This is a genomic window from Nevskia sp., assembly GCF_021732705.1.
GTDB lineage: Bacteria > Pseudomonadota > Gammaproteobacteria > Nevskiales > Nevskiaceae > Nevskia.
Genome location: NZ_JAKFUM010000002.1, coordinates 317,774 through 338,629, shown reverse-complemented (window position 1 = coordinate 338,629; position 20,856 = coordinate 317,774). Strand labels below are relative to the sequence as shown.

19 protein-coding genes are annotated in these 20,856 nt (G+C 66.7%); 12 read left to right on the top strand and 7 right to left on the bottom strand.

What is annotated here, in order from left to right; genetic code table 11:
- Positions 1–23: 23 nt before the first annotated feature.
- Positions 24–2,183, bottom strand: coding sequence for a protein-disulfide reductase DsbD domain-containing protein (locus QZ951_RS02010; RefSeq protein WP_292998008.1), 2,160 nt, complete (start codon positions 2,181–2,183; stop codon positions 24–26).
- Positions 2,184–2,287: 104 nt separating this feature from the next.
- Between QZ951_RS02010 and QZ951_RS02005 the strand changes: the two genes are divergently transcribed.
- From QZ951_RS02005 to QZ951_RS01990, 4 genes are all read left to right on the top strand, one after another.
- A complete protein-coding gene (locus tag QZ951_RS02005; protein ID WP_292998006.1) occupies positions 2,288–2,881 on the top strand; it encodes a DUF2845 domain-containing protein in 594 nt (197 codons plus the stop codon).
- Between the two features lie 180 nt (positions 2,882–3,061).
- Positions 3,062–3,610, top strand: a complete 549-nt coding sequence (gene cysC, locus QZ951_RS02000; RefSeq protein ID WP_292998004.1) for an adenylyl-sulfate kinase — start codon at positions 3,062–3,064, stop codon at positions 3,608–3,610.
- 11 nt (positions 3,611–3,621) lie between these two features.
- On the top strand, positions 3,622–3,981 hold the full coding sequence (locus QZ951_RS01995; RefSeq protein WP_366943785.1) for a DUF423 domain-containing protein: 360 nt from the start codon (positions 3,622–3,624) through the stop codon (positions 3,979–3,981).
- Positions 3,982–4,069: 88 nt separating this feature from the next.
- A complete protein-coding gene (locus QZ951_RS01990) occupies positions 4,070–4,369 on the top strand; it encodes a YciI family protein (RefSeq protein WP_292998000.1) in 300 nt (99 codons plus the stop codon).
- A 59-nt stretch (positions 4,370–4,428) separates the two neighbouring features.
- Here QZ951_RS01990 and QZ951_RS01985 read toward each other — a convergent pair whose 3' ends face one another.
- The 4 genes from QZ951_RS01985 to QZ951_RS01970 form a co-directional block, all read right to left on the bottom strand.
- Positions 4,429–4,848, bottom strand: coding sequence for a DUF6438 domain-containing protein (locus QZ951_RS01985; protein WP_292997998.1), 420 nt, complete (start codon positions 4,846–4,848; stop codon positions 4,429–4,431).
- A gap of 393 nt (positions 4,849–5,241) precedes the next feature.
- A complete protein-coding gene (locus tag QZ951_RS01980; RefSeq protein WP_292997996.1) occupies positions 5,242–9,591 on the bottom strand; it encodes a M36 family metallopeptidase in 4,350 nt (1,449 codons plus the stop codon).
- 419 nt (positions 9,592–10,010) lie between these two features.
- Positions 10,011–11,015, bottom strand: coding sequence for a hypothetical protein (locus tag QZ951_RS01975; protein WP_292997994.1), 1,005 nt, complete (start codon positions 11,013–11,015; stop codon positions 10,011–10,013).
- 29 nt (positions 11,016–11,044) lie between these two features.
- Entirely contained in the window at positions 11,045–12,070 is a 1,026-nt protein-coding gene (locus QZ951_RS01970; protein WP_292997992.1) for an AI-2E family transporter, read from the bottom strand.
- 114 nt (positions 12,071–12,184) lie between these two features.
- Between QZ951_RS01970 and dusB the strand changes: the two genes are divergently transcribed.
- Complete coding sequence (gene dusB / locus QZ951_RS01965; protein WP_292997990.1) at positions 12,185–13,177, top strand: tRNA dihydrouridine synthase DusB; 993 nt, start codon at positions 12,185–12,187, stop codon at positions 13,175–13,177.
- 177 nt (positions 13,178–13,354) lie between these two features.
- Here the strand turns inward: dusB and QZ951_RS01960 are convergent, their stop codons facing one another.
- Entirely contained in the window at positions 13,355–13,492 is a 138-nt protein-coding gene (locus QZ951_RS01960; protein ID WP_292997988.1) for a hypothetical protein, read from the bottom strand.
- A gap of 405 nt (positions 13,493–13,897) precedes the next feature.
- Between QZ951_RS01960 and QZ951_RS01955 the strand changes: the two genes are divergently transcribed.
- The 4 genes from QZ951_RS01955 to QZ951_RS01940 all read left to right on the top strand — a co-directional run bounded on the left by QZ951_RS01955 (position 13,898) and on the right by QZ951_RS01940 (position 17,296).
- Complete coding sequence (locus QZ951_RS01955; RefSeq protein WP_292997986.1) at positions 13,898–14,980, top strand: hypothetical protein; 1,083 nt, start codon at positions 13,898–13,900, stop codon at positions 14,978–14,980.
- Positions 14,973–15,464, top strand: a complete 492-nt coding sequence (locus tag QZ951_RS01950) for a hypothetical protein (RefSeq protein WP_292997984.1) — start codon at positions 14,973–14,975, stop codon at positions 15,462–15,464. The genes QZ951_RS01955 and QZ951_RS01950 overlap by 8 nt, the downstream gene beginning before the upstream one ends.
- Positions 15,465–15,803: 339 nt before the next feature.
- Positions 15,804–16,007: a cold-shock protein gene (locus QZ951_RS01945; protein ID WP_366943784.1), complete on the top strand. Its 204-nt coding sequence runs from the start codon at positions 15,804–15,806 to the stop codon at positions 16,005–16,007.
- 146 nt (positions 16,008–16,153) lie between these two features.
- Positions 16,154–17,296: a fatty acid desaturase gene (locus QZ951_RS01940; RefSeq protein ID WP_292997980.1), complete on the top strand. Its 1,143-nt coding sequence runs from the start codon at positions 16,154–16,156 to the stop codon at positions 17,294–17,296.
- 75 nt (positions 17,297–17,371) lie between these two features.
- Here QZ951_RS01940 and QZ951_RS01935 read toward each other — a convergent pair whose 3' ends face one another.
- The gene (locus QZ951_RS01935; protein WP_292997978.1) at positions 17,372–18,355 is read right to left on the bottom strand and encodes an NAD(P)H-quinone oxidoreductase; all 984 of its coding nucleotides are present in this window, start codon (positions 18,353–18,355) and stop codon (positions 17,372–17,374) included.
- A gap of 107 nt (positions 18,356–18,462) precedes the next feature.
- On the opposite strand from QZ951_RS01935, the gene QZ951_RS01930 reads away from it, so the two are divergent.
- The 3 genes from QZ951_RS01930 to QZ951_RS01920 all read left to right on the top strand — a co-directional run bounded on the left by QZ951_RS01930 (position 18,463) and on the right by QZ951_RS01920 (position 20,837).
- Positions 18,463–19,311: an SPFH domain-containing protein gene (locus tag QZ951_RS01930; protein ID WP_366943783.1), complete on the top strand. Its 849-nt coding sequence runs from the start codon at positions 18,463–18,465 to the stop codon at positions 19,309–19,311.
- A complete protein-coding gene (locus QZ951_RS01925; protein ID WP_292997974.1) occupies positions 19,311–19,523 on the top strand; it encodes an Arc family DNA-binding protein in 213 nt (70 codons plus the stop codon). Before QZ951_RS01930 ends, QZ951_RS01925 begins: the two co-directional genes overlap by 1 nt.
- A 66-nt stretch (positions 19,524–19,589) precedes the next feature.
- The gene (locus tag QZ951_RS01920) at positions 19,590–20,837 is read left to right on the top strand and encodes a serine hydrolase (protein WP_292997972.1); all 1,248 of its coding nucleotides are present in this window, start codon (positions 19,590–19,592) and stop codon (positions 20,835–20,837) included.
- Positions 20,838–20,856 lie beyond the last annotated feature (19 nt).

Genomic DNA, 20,856 nt, shown 5'->3' with positions numbered 1-20,856 from the left:
TCGATTCGTCGCGACAGTCCTGATCAGGGCTGACGGGCCACCGTTTTCAGCGGCGGCAGTGCGGCCAGCACGGTGGCGGGCGTCAGCACCTGCGGCAGGACCTGCGGTTCCGCGCCGTCGCCGTACAGCAGATACAGCGGCACTCCGCTGCGGCCGAAGCGTTCGAGGGTTCGCGTGATCAGCGGGTCTTCGCGCGTCCAGTCGCCGACCAGCCAGACGACGTTGCGCTCGGCGAACGCGGCCTTGACCGAGGCCGAATCGAGCGCCACGCGCTCGTTGACCTTGCAGGTGATGCACCAGTCCGCGGTGAAGTTGACGAACACCGTGCGGCCCTCCGCGCGCAGCTGGGCCAGGCGCTCGTCCGAATACGGCTCGACATTGCCCTGATGAGCCACGCTCGACGGGCCGGCACTGGCCTTCTGCATCAGCGGGTTGGCCAGCAGCGCCAGCGCGCCGGCGACGGCGGCCAGCTTGACCACGGTGGCAACCTTGCCCGGCCGATTCCACAGCCACAGCGCGAACGCGATCAGGGTCAGGCCCAGCAGCGCGACGGTCATGCCGTTGCGGTCGGTCAGGCCGCCGAGCACCCAGAGCAGCCAGATCGTCGTCAGGTACAGCGGGAACGCCATGAACTGCTTGAAGGTTTCCATCCACTTGCCGGGCCGCGGCAGAGCCTTCGCCAGCGGCGGATGGAAGCCGATCAGCAGGAACGGCAGCGCCAGCCCGAGGCCCAGGGCGACGAACACGCTGAGGGCCACCGGCGCTGGCTGCGACAGCGCATAGCCGAGTGCCGTGCCCATGAACGGCGCCGTGCACGGGCTGGCCACCGCGACCGCCAGCACGCCGGTGAAGAACGAGCTGCGATAACCCGAACCATCGGCGAGCGACTGGCCGACGCCCATCAGCTGCGTGCCGAATTCGACGACGCCCGACAGCGACAGGCCCATCGCGAAGAACAGGTACGCGAGGCCGGCGATGAACACCGGATGCTGCAGCTGGAAGCCCCAGCCGATGGCGCTGCCCGTGCTGCGCAGGATCAGCAGCAGCGCCGCGAGGCCGGTGAAGGTCAGCAGCACGCCGGCGGTGTAGGCCAGCGCGTGCGCCCGCTGCCGCCGCGCCGTGGCACCACGCGCCTCGACCAGGCTGATCGCCTTGATCGACAGCACCGGGAAGACGCAGGGCATCAGGTTCAGCACCAAGCCCCCGACAAGCGCGAACAGCAGCACCAGGAAATAGTTGATCGGTTCGACCGGCGGCGCGCTGGTGGCCGCAGCTTCGATCGTTGGCGCAGCGGCCGAAGCCGGCACCACGGCGACCGGGCCTAGCGTCGCACGGATTTCCCAGGCCTTGTCGGTATCGCCGTCATGGACCACGAGCACGCCTTCGACGACATCCGGCGCCTTGACGAAGTAGTCGCTGAGCTTCTGCGACAGGCGCAGGTTGCCATCGGCGTCCTGCGCGAAGCGGGTCGGTGCGGAGTGCGCAATCAGATCGCTGGCGTACGGAAAGAACGAGAGTTCGCCGCTGCTGCTGATGCCGCCGCGGCGTATCGCCAGCGCCAATGCCTTGTCGGCGCCCTCGGCGTGCACCTGGAAGCGCAGGGTCCAGTCCGCCGGTGCCGGCTGCGGCAACGCGGCGCGGGTCCTGGCAAAGGCATCCCGCCAGCGCTCGTCCGCCATCGTCGGTGCGCCTTTCTCGGCGATTGGCAGCGCCAGCTCGAGCTCGGCGGAACCGGGGATGCACAGGTCCTTGCAGACCAGCCACCTGGCCTTGGCCTTCAAGCGCAGCGGCTGATCGGCGGCAACGCCGGCCGGCAGCGGCTGCGGCACCGCCAGGGTCACCGGCATCAGCACGGCGTCGGAATAGCCGTAGTTGACGATGTCGCCCAGGCTTTCGCGGTGCGGATACGGCCACTGCAGCTCGCCCGCCTGCAGGCCGTCCGGAAGCACCCAGGCGATCGACGTCGGCTTGCCGGAATCGCCCGGGTTGCGCCAGTAGATGTGCCAGCCGTGCTCCGGCACCAGCCGCAGTGCCAGCGTGTTGTCGGCCCCGGCGGCCAGCGCCGTGTTCTCCGCGATCAGCTCGGCCGTGACATGTTCGGTTTCGACAGCGGCACCCTGCGCCGGCGCTGCCAGCAGGCCGGCGCACGCAACGGCAGCGGCGATGTACGGTAAAAAGCGCATGGACAGTCTCGGTTCAGGAGTGCGCGGCAGTGTATGCAGGCCAACGCTGCAAGAAGACCGCAAAAGGAATCAGGGGTTCATTCCGCCCGCTACGTGGTTTGTCCATGATTTCGTTCACGTTTTTGTTCATTCTCGGGCAAGGTGGCACGGCTGCGTCGGATAGTTTGCGCTGCGGCTCCCGAATCGTGTCGACCGAGGACAGCACGGCCGCCGTGAAGGCGGTGTGCGGCGAGCCGGCGCTGCGCGACGTGCTGCCGCAAGTCGATCCCGAGACCGGCGACCGCTATGACGATGTCGAGGTCTGGACCTACAACTTCGGATCGAGCCAGCTGCTGCGGCTGCTGCGCTTCCGGAACGGCCGGCTGGTCGAGATCGAGACCGAGGGCTACGGCTTCCGCCCCCCCGAAAATCCGCGCTGCACGCCGTACGACATCGTCAACGGCGAGTCGAAGTACCGGCTGCTCGCGTTCTGCGGGGAACCCGAAACGCGGCGCGTGCTGAGTCCAGTAACGCCGTATCCTGCCGAACGGCGCTATCGAAAGATCGAAAAATATCGTGGCCCGGCGACGTTCACCGTCCAATATCGCGAGGAATGGCGTTATAACTTTGGGTCCAGATCGTTCTTGAGCCGCGTAATTCTGGAAAATGGCCGCGTGGCGTACACCGAGAGCGAGGGGCGCGGCTACGACCCGCGATAAGCCCGGCAGCACGACACGCCGAAGCCATGGGGCGCTCCCGAAGCCGGATGGACATCGGTCAGGGCGCGCTGCGGTGCTTGCCGCTCGGCGCCATTCTTTCGCTTGATAAGATTATTGGAGTCGCGCGGACGCTGGTGCGATTTTTGGCAGGTTTTCTTCCGTTTTTCCGGGGAGTTTTTGATGAACGCAGCGGTAAACCGCGGCTTTACGTTATTCCTGACCGGCCTGTCCGGCGCCGGCAAGTCGACGATTGCCGAGCGGCTGGCCGGCGCGCTGCGCCGCGAACACGGCCGCGAAGTGACGATTCTCGATGGCGACATCGTTCGCGAAATGCTGTCGAGCGGCCTGACGTTCTCGCGGGCCGATCGCGAACTGAACATTCGGCGCATCGGCTACGTGGCCGGCGAAGTGACGAAGCACGGCGGCATCTGCATCTGTGCCGCGATCGCACCGTTCCGCAGCGCGCGCGACGAAGCGCGGGCGCGCATCAGCCAGTTCGGCGAGTTCTACGAAATCTACGTGGCGACGCCGCTGGCCGTCTGCGAAACCCGCGATCCGAAAGGCCTGTACAAGAAGGCTCGGCGCGGCGAGATCAAGGGCTTCACCGGCATCGACGACCCGTTCGAGACCCCGGAAAAACCGGAGCTGTCGATCGATACCAGCAAGTTCACCGCCGATGAAGCCGTCGAGAAGATCCTGAGCCGTGTGAAGAAGGACGGCCGACTTTGACCGCACGCCTGATGCTGGCGACCGCCGCGATCTTCGGCTTTCTCGCGGTGGCACTGGGCGCTTTCGGTTCGCATGCGCTGAAAGCGCGGCTGAGTCCGGAGTTGCTCGCGGTCTATCGCACGGGCGTCGAATATCACTTCTATCACGCGCTGGCGCTGCTGGCCGTCGGCGTGCTCGCGCTGCTCCGGCCGTCCGGGCTGCTGAGCGCGTCCGGACTGTGCTTCGCCGTCGGCGTGCTGATCTTTTCGGGCAGCCTCTACGCACTGGCACTCAGCGGCGTCCGGGTGCTGGGTGCGATCACGCCGATCGACGGCCTGCTGTTTCTGGCCGGCTGGTTGCTGCTGGCGCTGGCGGCCTGGCGCGAGGCCTGACCGCTCGACTGGCTGCGACATGGGCCGGAAGACGAGCCCGGTTGCGCTCGCTACACTCGTCGCCCGTCAATCGCCCGAGGCTGCCGCCGTGAAGCATTTCGTCGTCGAGATCACGTATCGCGTACCCGCGGACGAGCTGAAGGACGTTGTCGGCGCGCACCGGGCCTATCTGCAGACCGGGATCGATCACGGCATCGTGCTCTGTTCCGGGCCGCAAGCCAGCCGGCTTGGCGGCATCGTGCTGCTGCGGGCCGATGCGGCGGAACGGGTCGAGGAGTTCTTTGCGCTGGACCCGTATCAGCGCGAGGGCCTGGCCGACTACCGGATCATCGAGTTCTCGCCGCTCAAGTTTCAGCCGGCGCTGGCGGACTGGGTCGGCGCTGACTGATCCCGTTCGGGCAGAGCCTGCTCGGCCAGTCCTTCCGCGTCGAGCGACGCGGTGCACGATCATTCCCGAGCGGCGTCGATCCAGCGCTGGCTGCCGGCAGCGGCATCGATGGCCTTGGCCAGTCGCGTCAATGATTCCGGCGCCGCGTCGCAGCCGGTGTAGTGATCGATCTGTCGACGACGCCCGCCCTCGACCACTTCCATGCGCACCATCGGCATGTCGGTGGCGTACTGGCCGCAACGCTTGTCGGCTGGCGTGTAGTCGCCGTCAAGCTTCCGGACGTCGGCATCGGCCAGCAGCGCTCGCAACGCGGCCAGTGCCGCTGGATCGGCCGTGCCGTGATGCTCGCCAATGGCCGCGACGAAACGCTCGCCGGTGAAGGTGACACTGCCGCGGGGGTCAATCGCCACCGAGTAGATCGGGCAGCGGCCGAAGCAAGGGCCGCGACTCAACCGCACGGCAATGTCGGAGGGGTTCACGTTGGGCTCCTGTGAGCGGGGGCCAGCCTTCTTCTGGACGGGCGGGGCGGGGGCATCGGCCGCCGGAAGACGCTCGACTTCAGCCGGTGGCCTTGTCGCGGTCGTCGCTCGAGCTTCGGTCGCCGTCGGTTCCGGCGCGGGCGCTGGCGGCGGGGGGGCGGCGCATGCGACCAGCAGCGTGTGGCTCAGCAGCGCGATGAGCCAGCCGAGCCGGGGTCGGCGTGCAACAGGGTGGTGCAGGGGCAGCGTCGACATGGCGTGGCATCCGTGACAGGCCACGAGCTTAGCGCAGCCATCGACGTGGATCGGCCGGGCACAAAAAATCCCGGGGAGGCGAGCCTCCCCGGGATCGTTTCAGCAACCGGCCTTGTTCAGGCCGGCCTGTGACTTACTTCAGGCCTTGCGGCGACGGCGCAGCAGCACCGCCAGCAGACCCGGGGCCAGCATCAGGAACCCGAACGAACCACCGCCGGTCGGCACCTGCGCGTTGACCGTCACGGAATCGGTCGACGTGGCGCGGGTACGCGAATCGGTGACGGTCAGCGTGAACACATAGCTGCCGACTTCAGTCTCCGAGAAGAACGGCGTGGCCGTGGTCGCACCATTCAACGTGACTGCCGGACCATTCACCTGGGTCCAAGCGTACGTCAGCGTGCTGCTGGCGTCGGTGGTCGATGCGCGACCATCGAGGTTCACCGTGCGACGCAGGCCGACCGTCTGATCCGGACCGGCATTGGCCACCGGCGCCGTGATCACCGTCAGCGACACGGTATCCGTCGACGACAGCGTGCGGACATCCGTCACCCGCAGGCTGAACACGTAGGTCCCGTTGACCGTCGGCGTGAAGTTCGCCGTGGCCGCCGTCGGATTGGCAATCGTCACCGTCGGGCCCGAGACCTGGGTCCACGCGTAGCTGGTGATGCCGGCATCGTCGGTCGAGGCGGTGCCGATCAGGTTGGCCACGCGACCGTTGGCGATCACGCGATCCGGACCGGCGTTGGCGACCGGCGCCTGGTTGTCGGGCACACCGTTCTCGGCCGCCACCACGCTGAACGTGTTGGTTGCGCCCGTGAACGTGATGTTGTCGACCGACCAGCCGAAGGCGCCGACGGAACCGTCGCTGACATGACGGAAGCGCAGACGCACCGTACGGCCGGCGAGGCTGGCCGGCAGCGTGACGGTCACCGGATCGAGGAAGCCATTGGCTGCCGCGAAGTTGTCGGCGATGAAGCCCGGTGCCGGATTCGTCGCGCCACCCGGTGCAAAGGTGCCGTCCGCTTCCAACGCTTCGATGCGGCCGTTGTAGCCGTTGCTGCCGACGAACGCGCCGCCAGCTGCAATGACGTCCCGCCACGTGGTGCCGCCATCGGAACTGATTTCGATGACGCCGCCGTCGAAGCCGAGCTCGGCCGTATCCGGTTCGAACTCGAAGTAATGCGAGAACGTCATCTGGCTCGGGCCCGTTGCAGCCAGGGCCACCGGCGGCGTGGTCAAGCGGATGTCATTCGCGCTGCCGTTGTCCGGCACGTACCAGATGTTGCCGGTGGCGAACAGGAACGGTGCCGGGTCGCCATTGACGATGTTCCAGCCCGTGCCGCCGCCGATGAGGGTGCGACCCCAGTCGAACGTCGAGGCAATCGGCTGGCTCAGGTCGTCGGTCGCGCGGCTGTTGCGGACGATGTCGTAATTGACGGTCAGGTTGATCGTCCGACCGGCGGCTTCGAACACCTCGTTGGCGGTGGCGCCAACCTGCGGGAACGCGATGTTCAGCGTGATCTGCTGAGCGGTGCTGGTGGCGCTGCGCAGCGTGACTTCGATCGTTCCCGTTGCCGTGCCGCCGATGGCAATCGGAGCCGTTGGCGACGCCGCAAACGTCACGACACCACCGTTGGCGTAAGTCAGATCGGCCGCCGAGCTGAGCTGGGCAGTGACGTTCGACGTGATCGGCGCAGTACCGAGATTGACCAGGTTGATCGTCAGCAGCGCCGTTTCGCCCGGATCAAGGATGCCGTCGTTGTCGATGAAGCCGGTGGCACCGTTGACGTAGCCAAAGTCCAGCGACGCCGACGTCACCAGGACGCGACCGGCGAACTCCGTGAAGTCTTCGACCGCAGCCGGACCGGAGTTGGTCGCGCTGCCACGCGGCGGGGCCACTGCACCGGCACCCATGCCGCGCTTGGCGAATGCGGTTGCCGCGAGACGGAAGTCCGCAGGGTCACGCGCCAGGGCGGCAGCCAGAATGCCATCACGCGCTTCGAGAAGCGTTGGCGCGTTCGGGGTCATCTTCAGGCCGGCGATCACATAGTCCTTCATCCGCTCGCGCGCCTGCGTGAAGCTGTAGCGCGGATCGTTCAGCAGGTTGACGTAGAACTCCCACAGCGTGTTGGCCCAGATCGAGCCGGTGTTGTGGACCTGCGAGTTGGCACCGAAGACCAGAATCGGCGCGTTGGTCGGCAAGGCAACACCGTCAGAGATATGACGGAACGTGAACGGGAAAACGTTCAGGTTCGTCGAGTACGGCGCACGGCGGATGCCGAAGTACGAATCCTGCGTCGAATACACGGCAACCGGGTAGGCGCCCTGATAGTTGTTGTTGCCGGAGACCAGACGATCTTCCGGGCGAACCGACAGGATCAGCGCGGAGAAGTCCGACCAGCCTTCGCCCATCCCGCGGCCCTGCTGATTGCTGAGGCCGCTGGCATTGCCGACGAGGCGGTTCGACGCATAGTGGAACCACTCGTGCGCGATGATCTGCGTGTCGACCGTGCCGTCGATCGGAATCGACGCCGCCCGGCGCAGGCGAGCGGTCAGCGGACCATTCGCCAGTGCCGCACGAATCGCCGCACCGCTGGTGTCGGCGACCGACAGCGTGCCGATGGTTGCAGCCGGCTGGGTGGCATCACCGGCGAGGCCCGGAGGGGCACCCGCAGCGTTGTTGGCGATGATGACGCCGATCGCACCCGCGTTCTGCGCGTTGACCGTCTTGGTCTGGAACGAGCAGACGCCGCGATCGATGATCACGACAGTGCCGGCAACGGCGGCTGCGTTGGTGAACGGCGTGCAGCCGTTCAGCGGTGCCGAGGCGCTGACCGCGCCGCTGACGTCGAACACCTGCGGGCCGAAGCTCGCCGTGCCGAACGGCACCGAGCCGACCGGCGCGGAAACGGTGACTTCGCCATTGACCGGACCATCGAACAGATACATCTGCTGGCGCGGACGGCCGCCATCGGCCGGCGTGCGCTGGTTGGCGTTGTTGGTGCCGCTGAAGTCCTGTCCTTCAACCAGCATGCGGTCGCCTTCGACGCCGCCGCGGCCATAGTTGACTTCCTGGGAGTTGCCGGCGGCTTCGTCGAAGCCGTTGTCGTACCACCAGTCATGCAGCCAGTTGTTGATGTAGAACAGGTGGACGGCGGCATGCTGACGCTGCGTCGCGGTGGTCGGATCGGCGTCCGGCAGGTACGGGTACGAGAACGTGCTCGAGCCGTTGACGTTGCCGCGGGTATCGGCGCTGTTCGGCGTGAAACCGTCGGTGCGCTGATCGAGCGGCGTTCCGGGCGCGTTGGTGTTGCCGTCGACGATGTCGAGGTACGAATCGACATTGTTGCCGGTCGTCACGGTCGCGCCGTCGGCCAGCCACGGATCGCGCGTCGAGATCGGGCCGGAGGCCAGCGTCACGAGATTCGGGGTCGCGGCCACGCGCGGCAGGCGCTGGTTGACCACCGAGCCGTTCGGATACGGGGCGGTGCCGTTGCCGATCGGGCCATCGAACGGCTGATTGATGCCGCTGGCGTCGGCATAGACGCGGTAGTTGAACGTCGCCTCTTCGGTGAGGTTCTTGCGGAACAGCACGTCGCCGTCGACCGCCGAGACCACGATGCCGTAGCTGTAGTCGTCAACCAGATCGATGCTGCGCGCGTTGACTTCCGTGTACCACGCCGGCGTCATCTTGCCTTCGTTGTAGTAGAAGACCTTCTTGGCGCGCGGTTCGCCATAGGCCACGATTTCGGCGCTGTTCGCGCCAACCGTGAAGTCGGTGTACTCGTCGCGAACGCCCTTGCTGGTGAACACCGACGAGGAAATCGTCTGGTTGGTGGCGCTCTTGAAGGCGGCGGCCAGCGCCTGTTCGGCGCTGAGGCTGAACTTGCTGCCGGCGGAGGCGGCGCTGGCCTGCTTCGACGAAGCCGACGACGGCGTCGGCGCGAAGTAGCCGGACGTCGCGACCAGCTTCATGTTGCGGTCCATCATCACGTTCAGGCCCTGCCCGAACACTTCGATGCCGTCCTGATACTGGCGGAAGCGGGCGATGATCGGACCGTTGCCGGTGTCATGCAGATCGACCATCCGCGCGCCGTCGACCATGTCCTTGCTGAGCTTCAGCGCGGAGGCCTGCGCCTTCAGGTACTGGCGGGCGGCACCTTCGGCGACGTTCTGCGACTTCAGCGGCGCGATGGCGGCCACCGGCATCGTGGCGTCGGCCCAGAGGAAGGTCGGCGCGTCGAGCTGCGCGTCGTACTCCGAGCGCAGGCCAGCGACGGTCAGCGAGACCGGCTTGGTCACCGAGACCGAACCCTGACGGGCGTCGGTCGTGCGCAGCATCGCCGTGGACTTCTTCGCCCCCGTGACACCGCTTCCGTTGCGCAGCGGCACGCTGAGCGCAGCGTCGTAATTGGCCGGTTGCTGCGCCGCAAGGGCGCTGGTAGCCCCCAGCGTCGCGGCGATCAGGCCGATCGCGTATTTCTTCATGGACCCACTCCCAAAATAGTTGCGAATTGAACTGCTACAGCCGCACTGGCCGGACCACCATCCGGTTCAGGCGGGAGATGTTCTGCAAGTCAGGCGATCCGGATCGGCAGCCACGTTCGGGCCACGATCAGGACCTCCTCATTTCATTGCTGTTTCGAGAATAGGCGGGATGCGCGCCTTAAAGCAAACACCTGAAATGACGGCTTTTCTGTTGCGTCGCAGCACACGCCTCGAGGCATCAACCCGACGCGGTTGTCGGCTTTCTTGCTACGCGTCGATTCCCGTGCCGGATGCACGGATGCCGCGCCGCGGCGAGCGCGACGGCAGCCGCATTGAGCGTTGGGCGGAGGGCTGCTGCCGGGGCCGCCGAGACCGATCTCGCCGGACCGATGCGTCTCGACAGCCCGGCTCGCCTCGACTCAGTGCGCGGCGCCGTCGGTGCGCGCGGCGTTGCGCAGCAGCTGCTGGTTGTAGCGGGCGATCTGGGCGATGGCCTGGAACCGGAAGCCGGAGGCCGCCTGCAGCGGCGCGGTGGCGGCGGCCAGCACGAGGCTCAGGTGCACGGTGGTGTCGTTGATGGCATCGCCGAGCAGCGGGTTGGGCGAGCGGCGCAGGCCATCGAGCACGTCCAGCAGCGCACGGATTCGCGCCAGCGCGTGGCTGCGCGTGGTGTCGTCGCCGTGCATCGATTCCCGCACGGCGCGCGCTGCGGCTTCCAGCGGATGGGTGTCCTCGGTGATCACGGCGGCGATGCGGCCGTCCTGCGTCAGCGTGGCCACCGCCTGCTCGCCGGCAGCTCCATCCTGCTTCTGGGCGAGGCTGGCGTACTGCATGAAGTAGTCGTGGAAACGGTCCGGGCGAATCACGCGGATCGGTTCCGGTTCGGCGGTGGCCAGATCGAGGGCGCTGGCGCAGGCGTCCAGATGCAGGATGATCGAGCGCATCTCGATCAGCGCCCGGCCGCCGATCACGGCGTCCTCGTCGGCCAGCGCGTTGTAGAAGCGCTGGATGGTCTTCGACAGCGGCACATGGATCGCGTCCGGCGACTGCTCGGCAATCGCCATGTGCCGGGTCAGGCGTTCGGCGTGGGCCTTCAGCGCCGACAGCTGGCTGGCGGCTTCGGGTACGAAGCTGGCGACGGCGTCGGCGGCATCATCCAGCGCGACCGATTCGTCTGGCGCTTCGCCGTAGACCAGCAGGTGATGCGCGGCCAGCGTGGCGCGCGCGAACACGACGAGCACCGCGCCGCGGGCACGGGCCGAGCGGGCGGCGTCGACCACGAGCGGCCAGGCTTCGTCGACGGCATCGGCACCGTCGAACAGCAGGCCGTCGAGGTCCTCGTACAACTGGCGGATCAGCTGCTCGGAAAAATCGTGGGGATGCGGCGGCGGCGCGTCGGCGGCCGGATCGTGGGCACTGACCATGAATGTTTGGAGATTGGGAAAGAAAAGGGTTACAGCATGCGCAGGCGCGACAGTTCTTCCTTGAAGTAGGCATAGAAGAACGGCGCGGCGATGATGCCGCTGATGCCGAACGCCGATTCCATCACCAGCATCGCGATCAGCAGTTCCCAGGCGCGGGAGCGAATCTGCGAGCCGATGATGCGGGCGTTCAGGAAATACTCGAGCTTGTGGATGACGATCAGATACAGCAGCGAGATCGCCGCCAGTTCCAGCGAATGACCGAGGCTGACGGCAACGATCACCGTGTTCGACATCAGGTTGCCGAGGATCGGAATCAGGCCGGCGACCCAGGTCACGAGGACCAGCGTCTTGACCTGCGGCAGGTCGACGCCGAATGCCGGCAGCGCCACGCCGAGGTAGAGCCAGGTGAACAGCGCGTTGATCGTCGCGATCCAGGTCTGGGCGAAGACCACGCGGCGGAACGATTCGGCGAGACGACCCGCGCGTTCGGCGACGGCGCGCGAGAACGGCCCGCGCGCGGAAATCGGCGTCGCTTCGCGCAGCGCCAGCATCGCGCCGACGATCATGCCGATCAGGATGTGCGCAAGCCCGCGGCCAAACGACTTGCCGAATCCCTGCACGGTGCTCGCATGCTCGCGCAACCAGGCCACCAGATCGCGGCGCAGGTCTTCCGCGTCGGTTGGCAGGTAGTCGACGATCCAGGCCGGCAGCCGGCTGCGGGAGTCGTCGATCGCCTCGACCAGCCGGGCGATCAGCGCCGGCAGGTTGTCGCTGCCGTTGCGCATCGCCGCCACCAGGCTTAGCACGGCGATGGTCAGCAGGCCGACGACGACGCTGGCCAGCAGCGCCACGGCGACCACCTTGGCCGACTCCCGTCCAAGCGAGGCCACGCGCAGCCGCGCCGCCAGCACATGCACCAGTTCGTAGACCAGCAGGCCGGCGATCAAGGCGCTGAGCAGGTGCAGCGTCAGCACGACCACCATCAGGACGGCGGCGGCAGCGAGGGTCAGCGCGTCAAGCCGGCCCAGTCGCGGGCCGTTCGGAGTGGCAGTCATTGCGGCGTCGGTGGCATCAGATTGGCCGACATCATAGAGCGCGGTCCGTGACGGCGGGCGGTCGCTCACGGTGCCGACGGGCGGCAGCGGCGACGATCGGTGAAAATGCGCGGCATGAAGATTGGTCCTCATCTGATCGAACCCGCGCTGGTGCTGGCGCCCATGGCCGGCGTCACCGATCGTCCGTTCCGCGTGCTGTGCCGTCGCCTCGGTGCCGGGCTGGCCGTGTCCGAAATGACGATTTCCGATCCACGGATGTGGAAGACGGAGAAATCGCGCACCCGGATGGACCACGCCGGCGAGGCGGGCCCGGTTTCGGTGCAGATCGCCGGGCACGATCCGGCACTGCTGGCCGAGGCGGCGCGTCACAACGTCGGGCACGGTGCCGACATCATCGACATCAACATGGGCTGCCCGGCCAAGAAAGTCTGCAAGGTCGACGCCGGCTCGGCGCTGCTGCGCGACGAGGCACTGGTGGCCAGGATCTGTGCGGCCGTGGTGGCGGCGGTGCCGGTGCCGGTGACCCTGAAGATCCGCACCGGCTGGTCACGCAGCGAGCGCAACGGCGTTCGCATCGCCCGAATCGCCGAGGACGCCGGCATCGCCGCGCTCGCCGTGCACGGCCGCAGCCGCGAGGATCGTTTCGAAGGCGAAGCCGAGTACGACACGATCGCCGCGATCAAGCAGGCGGTGCGGATACCGGTGATGGCCAATGGCGATATCCGCGGACCGGAGCAGGCGCAGCGGGTGCTTCGTCACACCGGCGCCGATGCCCTGATGATCGGCCGCGCCGCGCAAGGGCGACCGTGGATCTTCCGCGAAATCCGGCATTTCCTGGAAACCGGCACCCACTTGCCGCCACCGGAGCGGGACTGGATCGGCCGGCTGCTGCTCGAACACCTGCAGGCGATGGTCGGGCTCTACGGCGAGGCGCAGGGCGTGCGCATCGGGCGCAAGCACATCCGCTGGTACTGCGAGGATCACGACGGCGTCGAGGATTTCTGGCGTGTGGTCAGCACGGAAACCGTCAGTCAGCGGCAGCAGCAGGCGGTGGCGCGGTTCTTCGGGGTCGACGACGGTTTCGGGGTTTTGTCGGCGGCGGCTTGAGCCGCGATCGTCGCCTTTTGCATCTGGCACTGTCGGCGCCGCTGGCCATGCAAGCGTGACGCTGCGCTGCGATTCCCGATCGACGTGCGGAAATGCCAGGCGGCGTGAACGCGGGATTTCAGCGACAAAAAAGGCCCGGCGATGTTGGCGCCGAGCCCGAAGCGCGGGTGCGGCGGATCAAGCGGCCGGAGCGGCCTTCTTCGCAGCAGCCTTCTTGGCAACAGCCTTCTTCGCGACAGCCTTCTTGGCAACAGCCTTCTTGGCGACCGCTTTTTTCGCGACGGCTTTCTTGGCAGCAGCTTTCTTCACAGCCATGGGAACCTCCCAACTTTCAAAGGAAATGACCCGTTTGATCAACGCCTGTCGCTGACAATGACGAGGTCACATCCAATAGTGTCACCGCTTTACATGAAACACAACATCTAGTAGGGCGCTCGATCAAGCGCTTCGATACACGGCGCACAAACGGCCGACCGGTGGCATTTCGGCGGTCCATGAAATCCTGATTCGATCGCTGCCTTAAGCGAGCGTGTTCATGGAGTTGGCGCGCATGCTGCAAGAGTGTCGGGAGCGGGTCCGCGATGCCTGCCGAACCGGCACCGGAAGCAAATGTCGGCTCCGTGGGCCGGCCGAGCGGACGGCCGGATGCGCCTTGCGTTGCAGCATTTGTCCTCGCCAATGTCGGATCATCGTCGCCATTCCTTTTCCTGAGCATCGTCCTTGGATATCGCCATCATCGGAGCCAACGGTGACGTCGGCCGGCAACTCGCCGTGCAGATCGTTGCCCATCAGTTGCTGTCGCCGCGCAGTCGCCTGCAACTGGTGGGTCGTCGCGATGGCGCCAGTCACCGCGCGCTCCACGGTCTGCGTGCCGACCTGTACGACGCCTTCGCCGAGATCACGCCGGAAATCGATGTCGCGCTGACCCCGGAAGAAGTGGCGGCCGATCTGATCCTGTTCTGCGCCGGCCGCACCGCGCCGACCGCGCCGAACCAGGTCGTCAACCGGCAGGAACTGGCGCGTGCCAACCGTGCCGTGTTCGAAAGCTATGCCCGGGTGATTGCCGAGCGTGGCAACGGTCAGGAACTGGTGATCATGGTCACCAACCCGGTCGAGCTCGGGGTGGCGGTGTTCGCGCAGCACCTCGGCCGCCGCCGCGTGCTCGGCATGGGGGCCTGGCAGGACAGCATGCGGCTGCGGCGCGAGATCGCCGCCGATTTCGGCGTGCGTCGCCAGCGCGTGCAGGCTTACATGCTCGGCGAGCATGGCGATGCGCTGGTGCCGATCCTCAGCCGGCTGTGGATCCATGGCTTCGATGACGCGGAGAATCGCGAGGCCCGGGCGCGGCTTTGCGGCACGCGACGGCCGGCCGATTTCGCACCGGCACTCGCGGCCGGCAAGCGCTATCTCGCGCAGTTGCTGGTCGAGGAGCGGGTCGAGGAGGCCTTTCGCCATGCCGAGGCCCAGCCGCCGGACCTGCGTGCCGTGCTGCTGCCGCTGATCACGCACATCTCCGGCGCCAAGACCGCGATCTCGACGGCCGCGGTCACGGCGGAAATGGTCGAACAATTGTTGAGTGGCGCTCAGGCGGTGATCCCGGCGCAGGTCTGGCTGGAGCCGGACGACTGGGGCGAGCCGAGCGGGGCGGCGCGGCCGCGCGGCGTGCTCGGCGTTCCCGTGATCTGCAGCCTGCGCGGCTGGTCGCAGGTCACCGATCTCGACATGAGCGACGACGAACGCGTGCAGTTGCTGGCCGCCCAGGCCGCGATTGCCGCCCGGCTGGAGGACTGGAGCCATGACTGACCGGAATCCGCTGGCGGTGGACCTTCCTGCCGTCTCCGACTCGGGCGCGGCCCGCGATGCCCAATGCATCGTCTACGTGATGGACGTTGCGGAGCGGCCCGGCATCGCCCACGCGATCTCGGCCGTCTTTGCGCATCGCGGGCTGTCGATGCGGGCCCTGATTGCCGACGCGCACCGCCGCCCACCCCGCGTGCTGGCCGTGTTCGAGGGCACGCAGCGCCAGCAGAAGCTGGTCGGGCAGGTGCTGGCCCGGCTGCATGATGTGCAGCGCGTGCGCGCACTGCCGGCCGATTCTCCGGAACTTCGGGCGATCGCCATCTGCCATGCGCGCGCCGGTTTGCCGGCGATGACGGATGTCAGCCTGCAGTCGCTCGGCGATGCCTGGCTGCTGTCCGGCAGCTATGCGGCGGTCGATCGGGCGCTGGCGCGCTGGCAGGCGGAAGGTCTGATCGACGCCGTCTCGCGCTCGCTGGTGGCGGCGTGATGGCCATCACCCCGCGAACTCCGGCCCATCGGCGGGTGGCAACCGGAACCTCGGCCGGATCTGCGCTGGCGGCACGCGCGAATTCCGGTCGATAGGGGCTCAATCACGGGACGGCGGCCTGATTCGCCCGCTGTCAGAGCAGTTAGACAGGGGGAAAATTAGCGCGTACAGTGCAATTGCAGTCGTTTCAAGCAAGGTATTCACCGTGGTCAGTTTTCCCGCATCAACGGGCGCTGTCTGTAGTCCGGCTACATTTCTTGATCGTCCGCACCAAAAACGAGGGAACCTCTCTTCCCTCGATCGTTATTTACTCGTTAAAGGAATGTAGCAATGTCAGATTTGGTTAGCGGCACCGTTAAGTGGTTCAATGATGCCAAGGGCTTCGGTTTCATTACCCCGGCCGACGGCGGCGAAGACCTCTTCGCACACTTCAAGGAAATCCAGGGCACGGGTTTCAAGACGTTGAAGGAAGGCCAGCGCGTTGAGTACAAGGCGCAGCGCGGCCCGAAGGGCATGCAGGCCACCCAGATCCGCCCGCTCTAAGCTCATCGCTTAAGGCAGTCGCTTCTGAGAAAACCGCGGCTTAGGCCGCGGTTTTTTTATGGCTGACGCCCGGCGCTCCGCGCCTGCATCAAGATTCACCCTGTCTGGCCGATACCGCATCAAAGTTCTCGACCGAGCACTGAAGAATGACCGCTGCAAAGACCGATGTCCGCCCCCCGCTGAACACCCCGGCGCTGCTGATGTTCACGATCAGCACGCTGCTGCTGCTGACCGTGTTTCCGTGGTACCTGCTCACGCATGACGTCAGCGCCGGCGCCTGGATCGGCGGCGTGGTGCTGCTGTACGCCTGCGGCCTGTCGATCACCGGTGGCTACCACCGTCTCTGGGCGCATCGCGCCTATCAGGCGCATGGGAGCCTGAAGCTGTTCTACGTCCTGTTCGGCGCGATGGCGTTCCAGAACTCGATCCTGATCTGGGCCTCGACCCACCGGATCCACCACCGCCATGTCGACGATGTCGACCACGACCCTTACTCGATCAACCGCGGACTGTGGTACGCCCACCTCGGCTGGATGCTGCGCGACTATCCGAGCGCCCGGCTCGACTACTCGAATGCCCGCGACCTGCTCGACGACAAGCTGGTGATGTTCCAGCACCGCTACTACCTGCCGCTGGCGCTGTTCATGAACATCGGCTTCCCGTTCCTGCTCGGTCTCGCGTTCGGTGATGCGATGGGCTGGCTGATGGTTGGCGGCCTGTTGCGCCTCGTGGTCAACCATCACGTGACCTTCCTGATCAATTCGCTGGCCCACTACTGGGGCCGCCGTCCGTACACGATCGAGAACACCGCGCGCGACAACGATCTGATTGCCCTGCTGACCTACGGCGAGGGTTATCACAACTATCACCACCTGTTTCAGTGGGACTACCGCAACGGCGTGCGCTGGTGGCAGTTCGATCCGACCAAGTGGATGATTGCTTCGCTGTCGTGGATCGGCGTCACGCGCAACCTGAAGCGCGTGCCGGAATTCCGCATCCAGCGCGCGATGCTGCAGCGCCAGTTCGAACGCGTGCGCGAGCGTCTGAACGCCTGCAAGAACCCGAGCCGCCTCGAAGCGATGCAGCAGCAGTTCGAGCAGGAACTCGACGCATTCAAGGTCACGGTCAATGCCTGGAGCCAGTTGCAGGCCCAGCGCATCGAAGCGGCGCGCGACAAGCTGAACGACCAGTGGCAGCACAGCGAGATGCGCCAGCAGCTGCTGGCTCTCGAACAGGCCCTGCGCGAGCAGCGCGAGCGGATGCAGACGATGCACTGGCAGCCGGCCTGATTCCGCCGCTGCCAGGCCGCCTCCCGAACCGCAGTCCGAGCATCCCTCGGCTGCGGTTTTTTCGTGCGGGGTCGGTCAATCGGCGACGGTCAGCACGATCTTGCCGATGTGCGCGCTGCTTTCCATCAGCCGATGCGCGGCGGCGGCTTCCGCCAGCGGAAAGCGCGCATTGATCAGCGGCCGGATCAGCCCGGATTCGATCAGCGGCCAGACCTTCGTGCGCAGCGCCGTTGCCAGTGCCGCCTTCTCGTCGTGGCTCTGCGGCCGCAGCATCGAGCCCGTGATCACCAGCCGCTTGCGCATGATCATCGTCAGGTCGACGGTCGCTGCCGGGCCGCGCTGGAAGCCGACCAGCACCAGCCGCCCGTTCATGCCGAGCGCGGCGAGATTCCGCGCCGTGTAGTCGCCGCCGACGATGTCGAGCGCCACGTCGACGCCGCGGCCGCCGGTGGCCGCCATCGCGGCGGCGACGAAATCGGTGGCGGCATAGTCGATCGCGACATCGGCACCGAGCGCCCGGCAGGCGGCGCATTTGTCGTCACCGCGCGCGGTCGCGATCACCGTGGCGCCGAACGCCTTGGCGAGCTGGATCGCCATCGTGCCGATGCCGCTGGTGCCGCCATGCACCAGCACGGTTTCGCCGGCCGCGAGCCGACCGCGGTCGAACAGGTTGCCCCAGACCGTGAACGCGGTTTCCGGCAGCGCGGCCGCTTCGCTCAGGCTCAGACCGGCCGGAATCGGCAGGCAGTGCGCGGCCGGCGTGCGACAGAACTCGGCATAGCCGCCGCCCGGCGTCAGCGCACAGACGGCATCGCCCGCGCGCCACTGCGTGACGCCGGAACCGACCGCCGCGATGGTGCCGGCCACTTCCAGTCCGAGGATCGGCGAGGCCTCCGGTGGCGGCGCGTAGACGCCCATCCGCTGCAGCACGTCCGGACGATTGACGCCCGCGGCAGCGACCTTGATCAGGACTTCGCCAGCGCCGGGCTCCGGGTGCGGCGCGGTGGCCAGCTTCAGCACGTCCGGACCACCGGGGCGTTCGCATTCGATTCGATTCATGAGGGTTTCCGACGACGGGTTCGACCTGACATCCGCTCGAGATTGACGTCAAAGTGATATCACTTTAATCTCAGATCACTTCAGACAGGGAGTTGATGGTGGCCATGATCCGCGAAAAAGAAATCGCTGCGATGTCGGGCATTCCGATGCTGCTGCTGACGCTGGCCGGGCTGGTGGCCGGCACGCTGCTGTCGATCCGCGGTGCACCGCTGATCGGCGCGCCGCTGCTGGTGGTGTTCAGTCTCGCACTGTGCGGCTTCTTCATGGTCTCGCCGAATCAGGCCAAGGTGCTGCAGCTGTTCGGCGATTACGTCGGCACCGTGCGCAGCCCGGGCCTGCGCTGGGCCAACCCGTTCTACTCGAAGAAAGCGGTGTCGACCCGCATCCGCAACTTCGACTGCGAACGGCTGAAGGTCAACGATCTGCACGGCAGCCCGATCGAGATCGCCGCCGTGGTCGTCTGGCAGGTTCGCGACACCGCCGCGGCCGTGTTCGAAGTCGATGATTACGAACACTTTGTCCGGATCCAGACGGAATCCGCGCTGCGCGGCCTAGCCACGCGCTATGCCTACGATCTGGACGAGAACGATGCCGGCGTTGCCCTGCGCAGCCACGCCGACGAGGTCGCCATCCAGCTGGTGCAGGACATCGAGGCCCGAGTCGGCGATGCCGGCGTGCACATTCTCGAAGCGCGCATCAGCCATCTGGCGTATGCGCCGGAGATTGCCAGCGCGATGCTGCAGCGGCAGCAGGCGGCGGCGATCCTCGCCGCCCGCAAGCGCATCGTTGACGGCGCGGTCGGCATGGTCGAGATGGCGCTGGCGCGGCTGGCGGAGAACCAGGTCGTCACGCTCGACGAGGAGCGCAAGGCGGCGATGGTCAGCAACCTGCTGGTGGTGCTGTGCAGCGAGCGCTCGGTGGCGCCGGTGGTCAACACGGGCACGCTGTACAGCTGATGGCGGCCGAGCGCAAAGCCTATCCGCTGCGACTGCGGGAAGACCTGTACGACGCGCTGCGCCGCTGGGCGGAAGACGACATGCGCAGCGTCAACGGCCAGATCGAATTCCTGCTGCACGAGGCCCTGAAACGGGCCGGTCGCCTGCGCGGCGATCGGCCCGGTCCCGCGGCCGGCAGTGCGCCGGACGGCAATGACCGCACGGCCGGCTGAGCCTTGGGTGCACGATCGTTCTGTTAAGGTTTTGCGACAACTCACCCGATCGATCCATCCGAACCCATGTCCGCTTCCCAGCCGATGAAGGTCCGCGTGCCGCGCGACCTGCACGCCATCACCACCACCGCCGATGACGTCGAGCAGGCCGGGCCGCGCGCCGGACTGTCGAGCACCGACACCAAGGCGATCTGGGCCGCGCTGAAGGGTCTGTATCGCAGCGGCGCGCATCCCGGCGTGTCGTTCTGCCTGCGCCGGCATGGCGAAGTCGTGTTCAACCGCTCGATCGGCCATGCCGAAGGCAATGGTCCGGCCGACCCGCCGCTGGCGCCGAAGCGGCTGTTGACGCCGGACACGCCGGTCTGCCTGTTCTCGGCGTCGAAGGCGGTCACCGCCGTGCTGATCCACAAGCTCGCCGAGGACGGCGGCATCGACCTGAACCAGCGCGTCAGCCACTACCTTCCGGAATTCGGTGCCGCCGGCAAGCAGCAGACCACGATCAGCGACGTGCTGGCGCATCGCGGCGGCTTCCCGACGATGAACCTGCCGAAACCCGAGCGCCGCGTCGAGCTGATGGAGGACTGGGATCGCGTGATCCGCCTGATCTGCGAAGCGCCGCCGACCTCGGGCCGGCAGATGTCGTATCACGCGATCACCGGCGGCTTCATCCTGGCCGAGGTGCTGCAGCGCGTGACTGGCGAGCCGATCGCGAAATTCCTCGATCAGCACATCCGCAAGCCGCTGAAGATGAAGCACTTCACCTACGGCATCGCGAAGAAGCACTGGCCGGACGTGGCGATCAACTATGAGGCCGGCGCGCCGGTCCGCTTCCCGATCTCGACCGTCGCCGAGCGCGCGCTGTTCGTGCCGTTCCCGGAAGTGGTGCGCGCCTCGAACACGGACAGCTTCAAGACCGCCGTCATCCCGGCCGGCAACATCTTCGCCACGGCCGACGAGACCAGCCGCTTTTTCCAGATGCTGCTCGATGGCGGCGTGGTCGGCGGCAAGCGCATCCTGAAAGTCGAGACCGTGGCCCGCATCGCGCGCCCGGTCGGCCGGATGAATCTCGACCGCACCCTGATGATCCCGATGCGCTACAGCGAAGGGATGATGCTCGGCGCCCGTCCTGCCGGCCTGTACGGCCCGGACACCGCCGACGCCTTCGGCCATCTCGGCTTCATGAACGTGCTCGGCTGGGCCGATCCGTCGCGCCATCTGTCGGCCGCGCTGCTGACCACCGGCAAGGCGATCCTCGGCACGCACCTGATTGCGCTGAGCCGGTTGTTGACGGTGATCTCGAACCGCTGCGGCTGAAGGATCGGCCCGCTGAAAC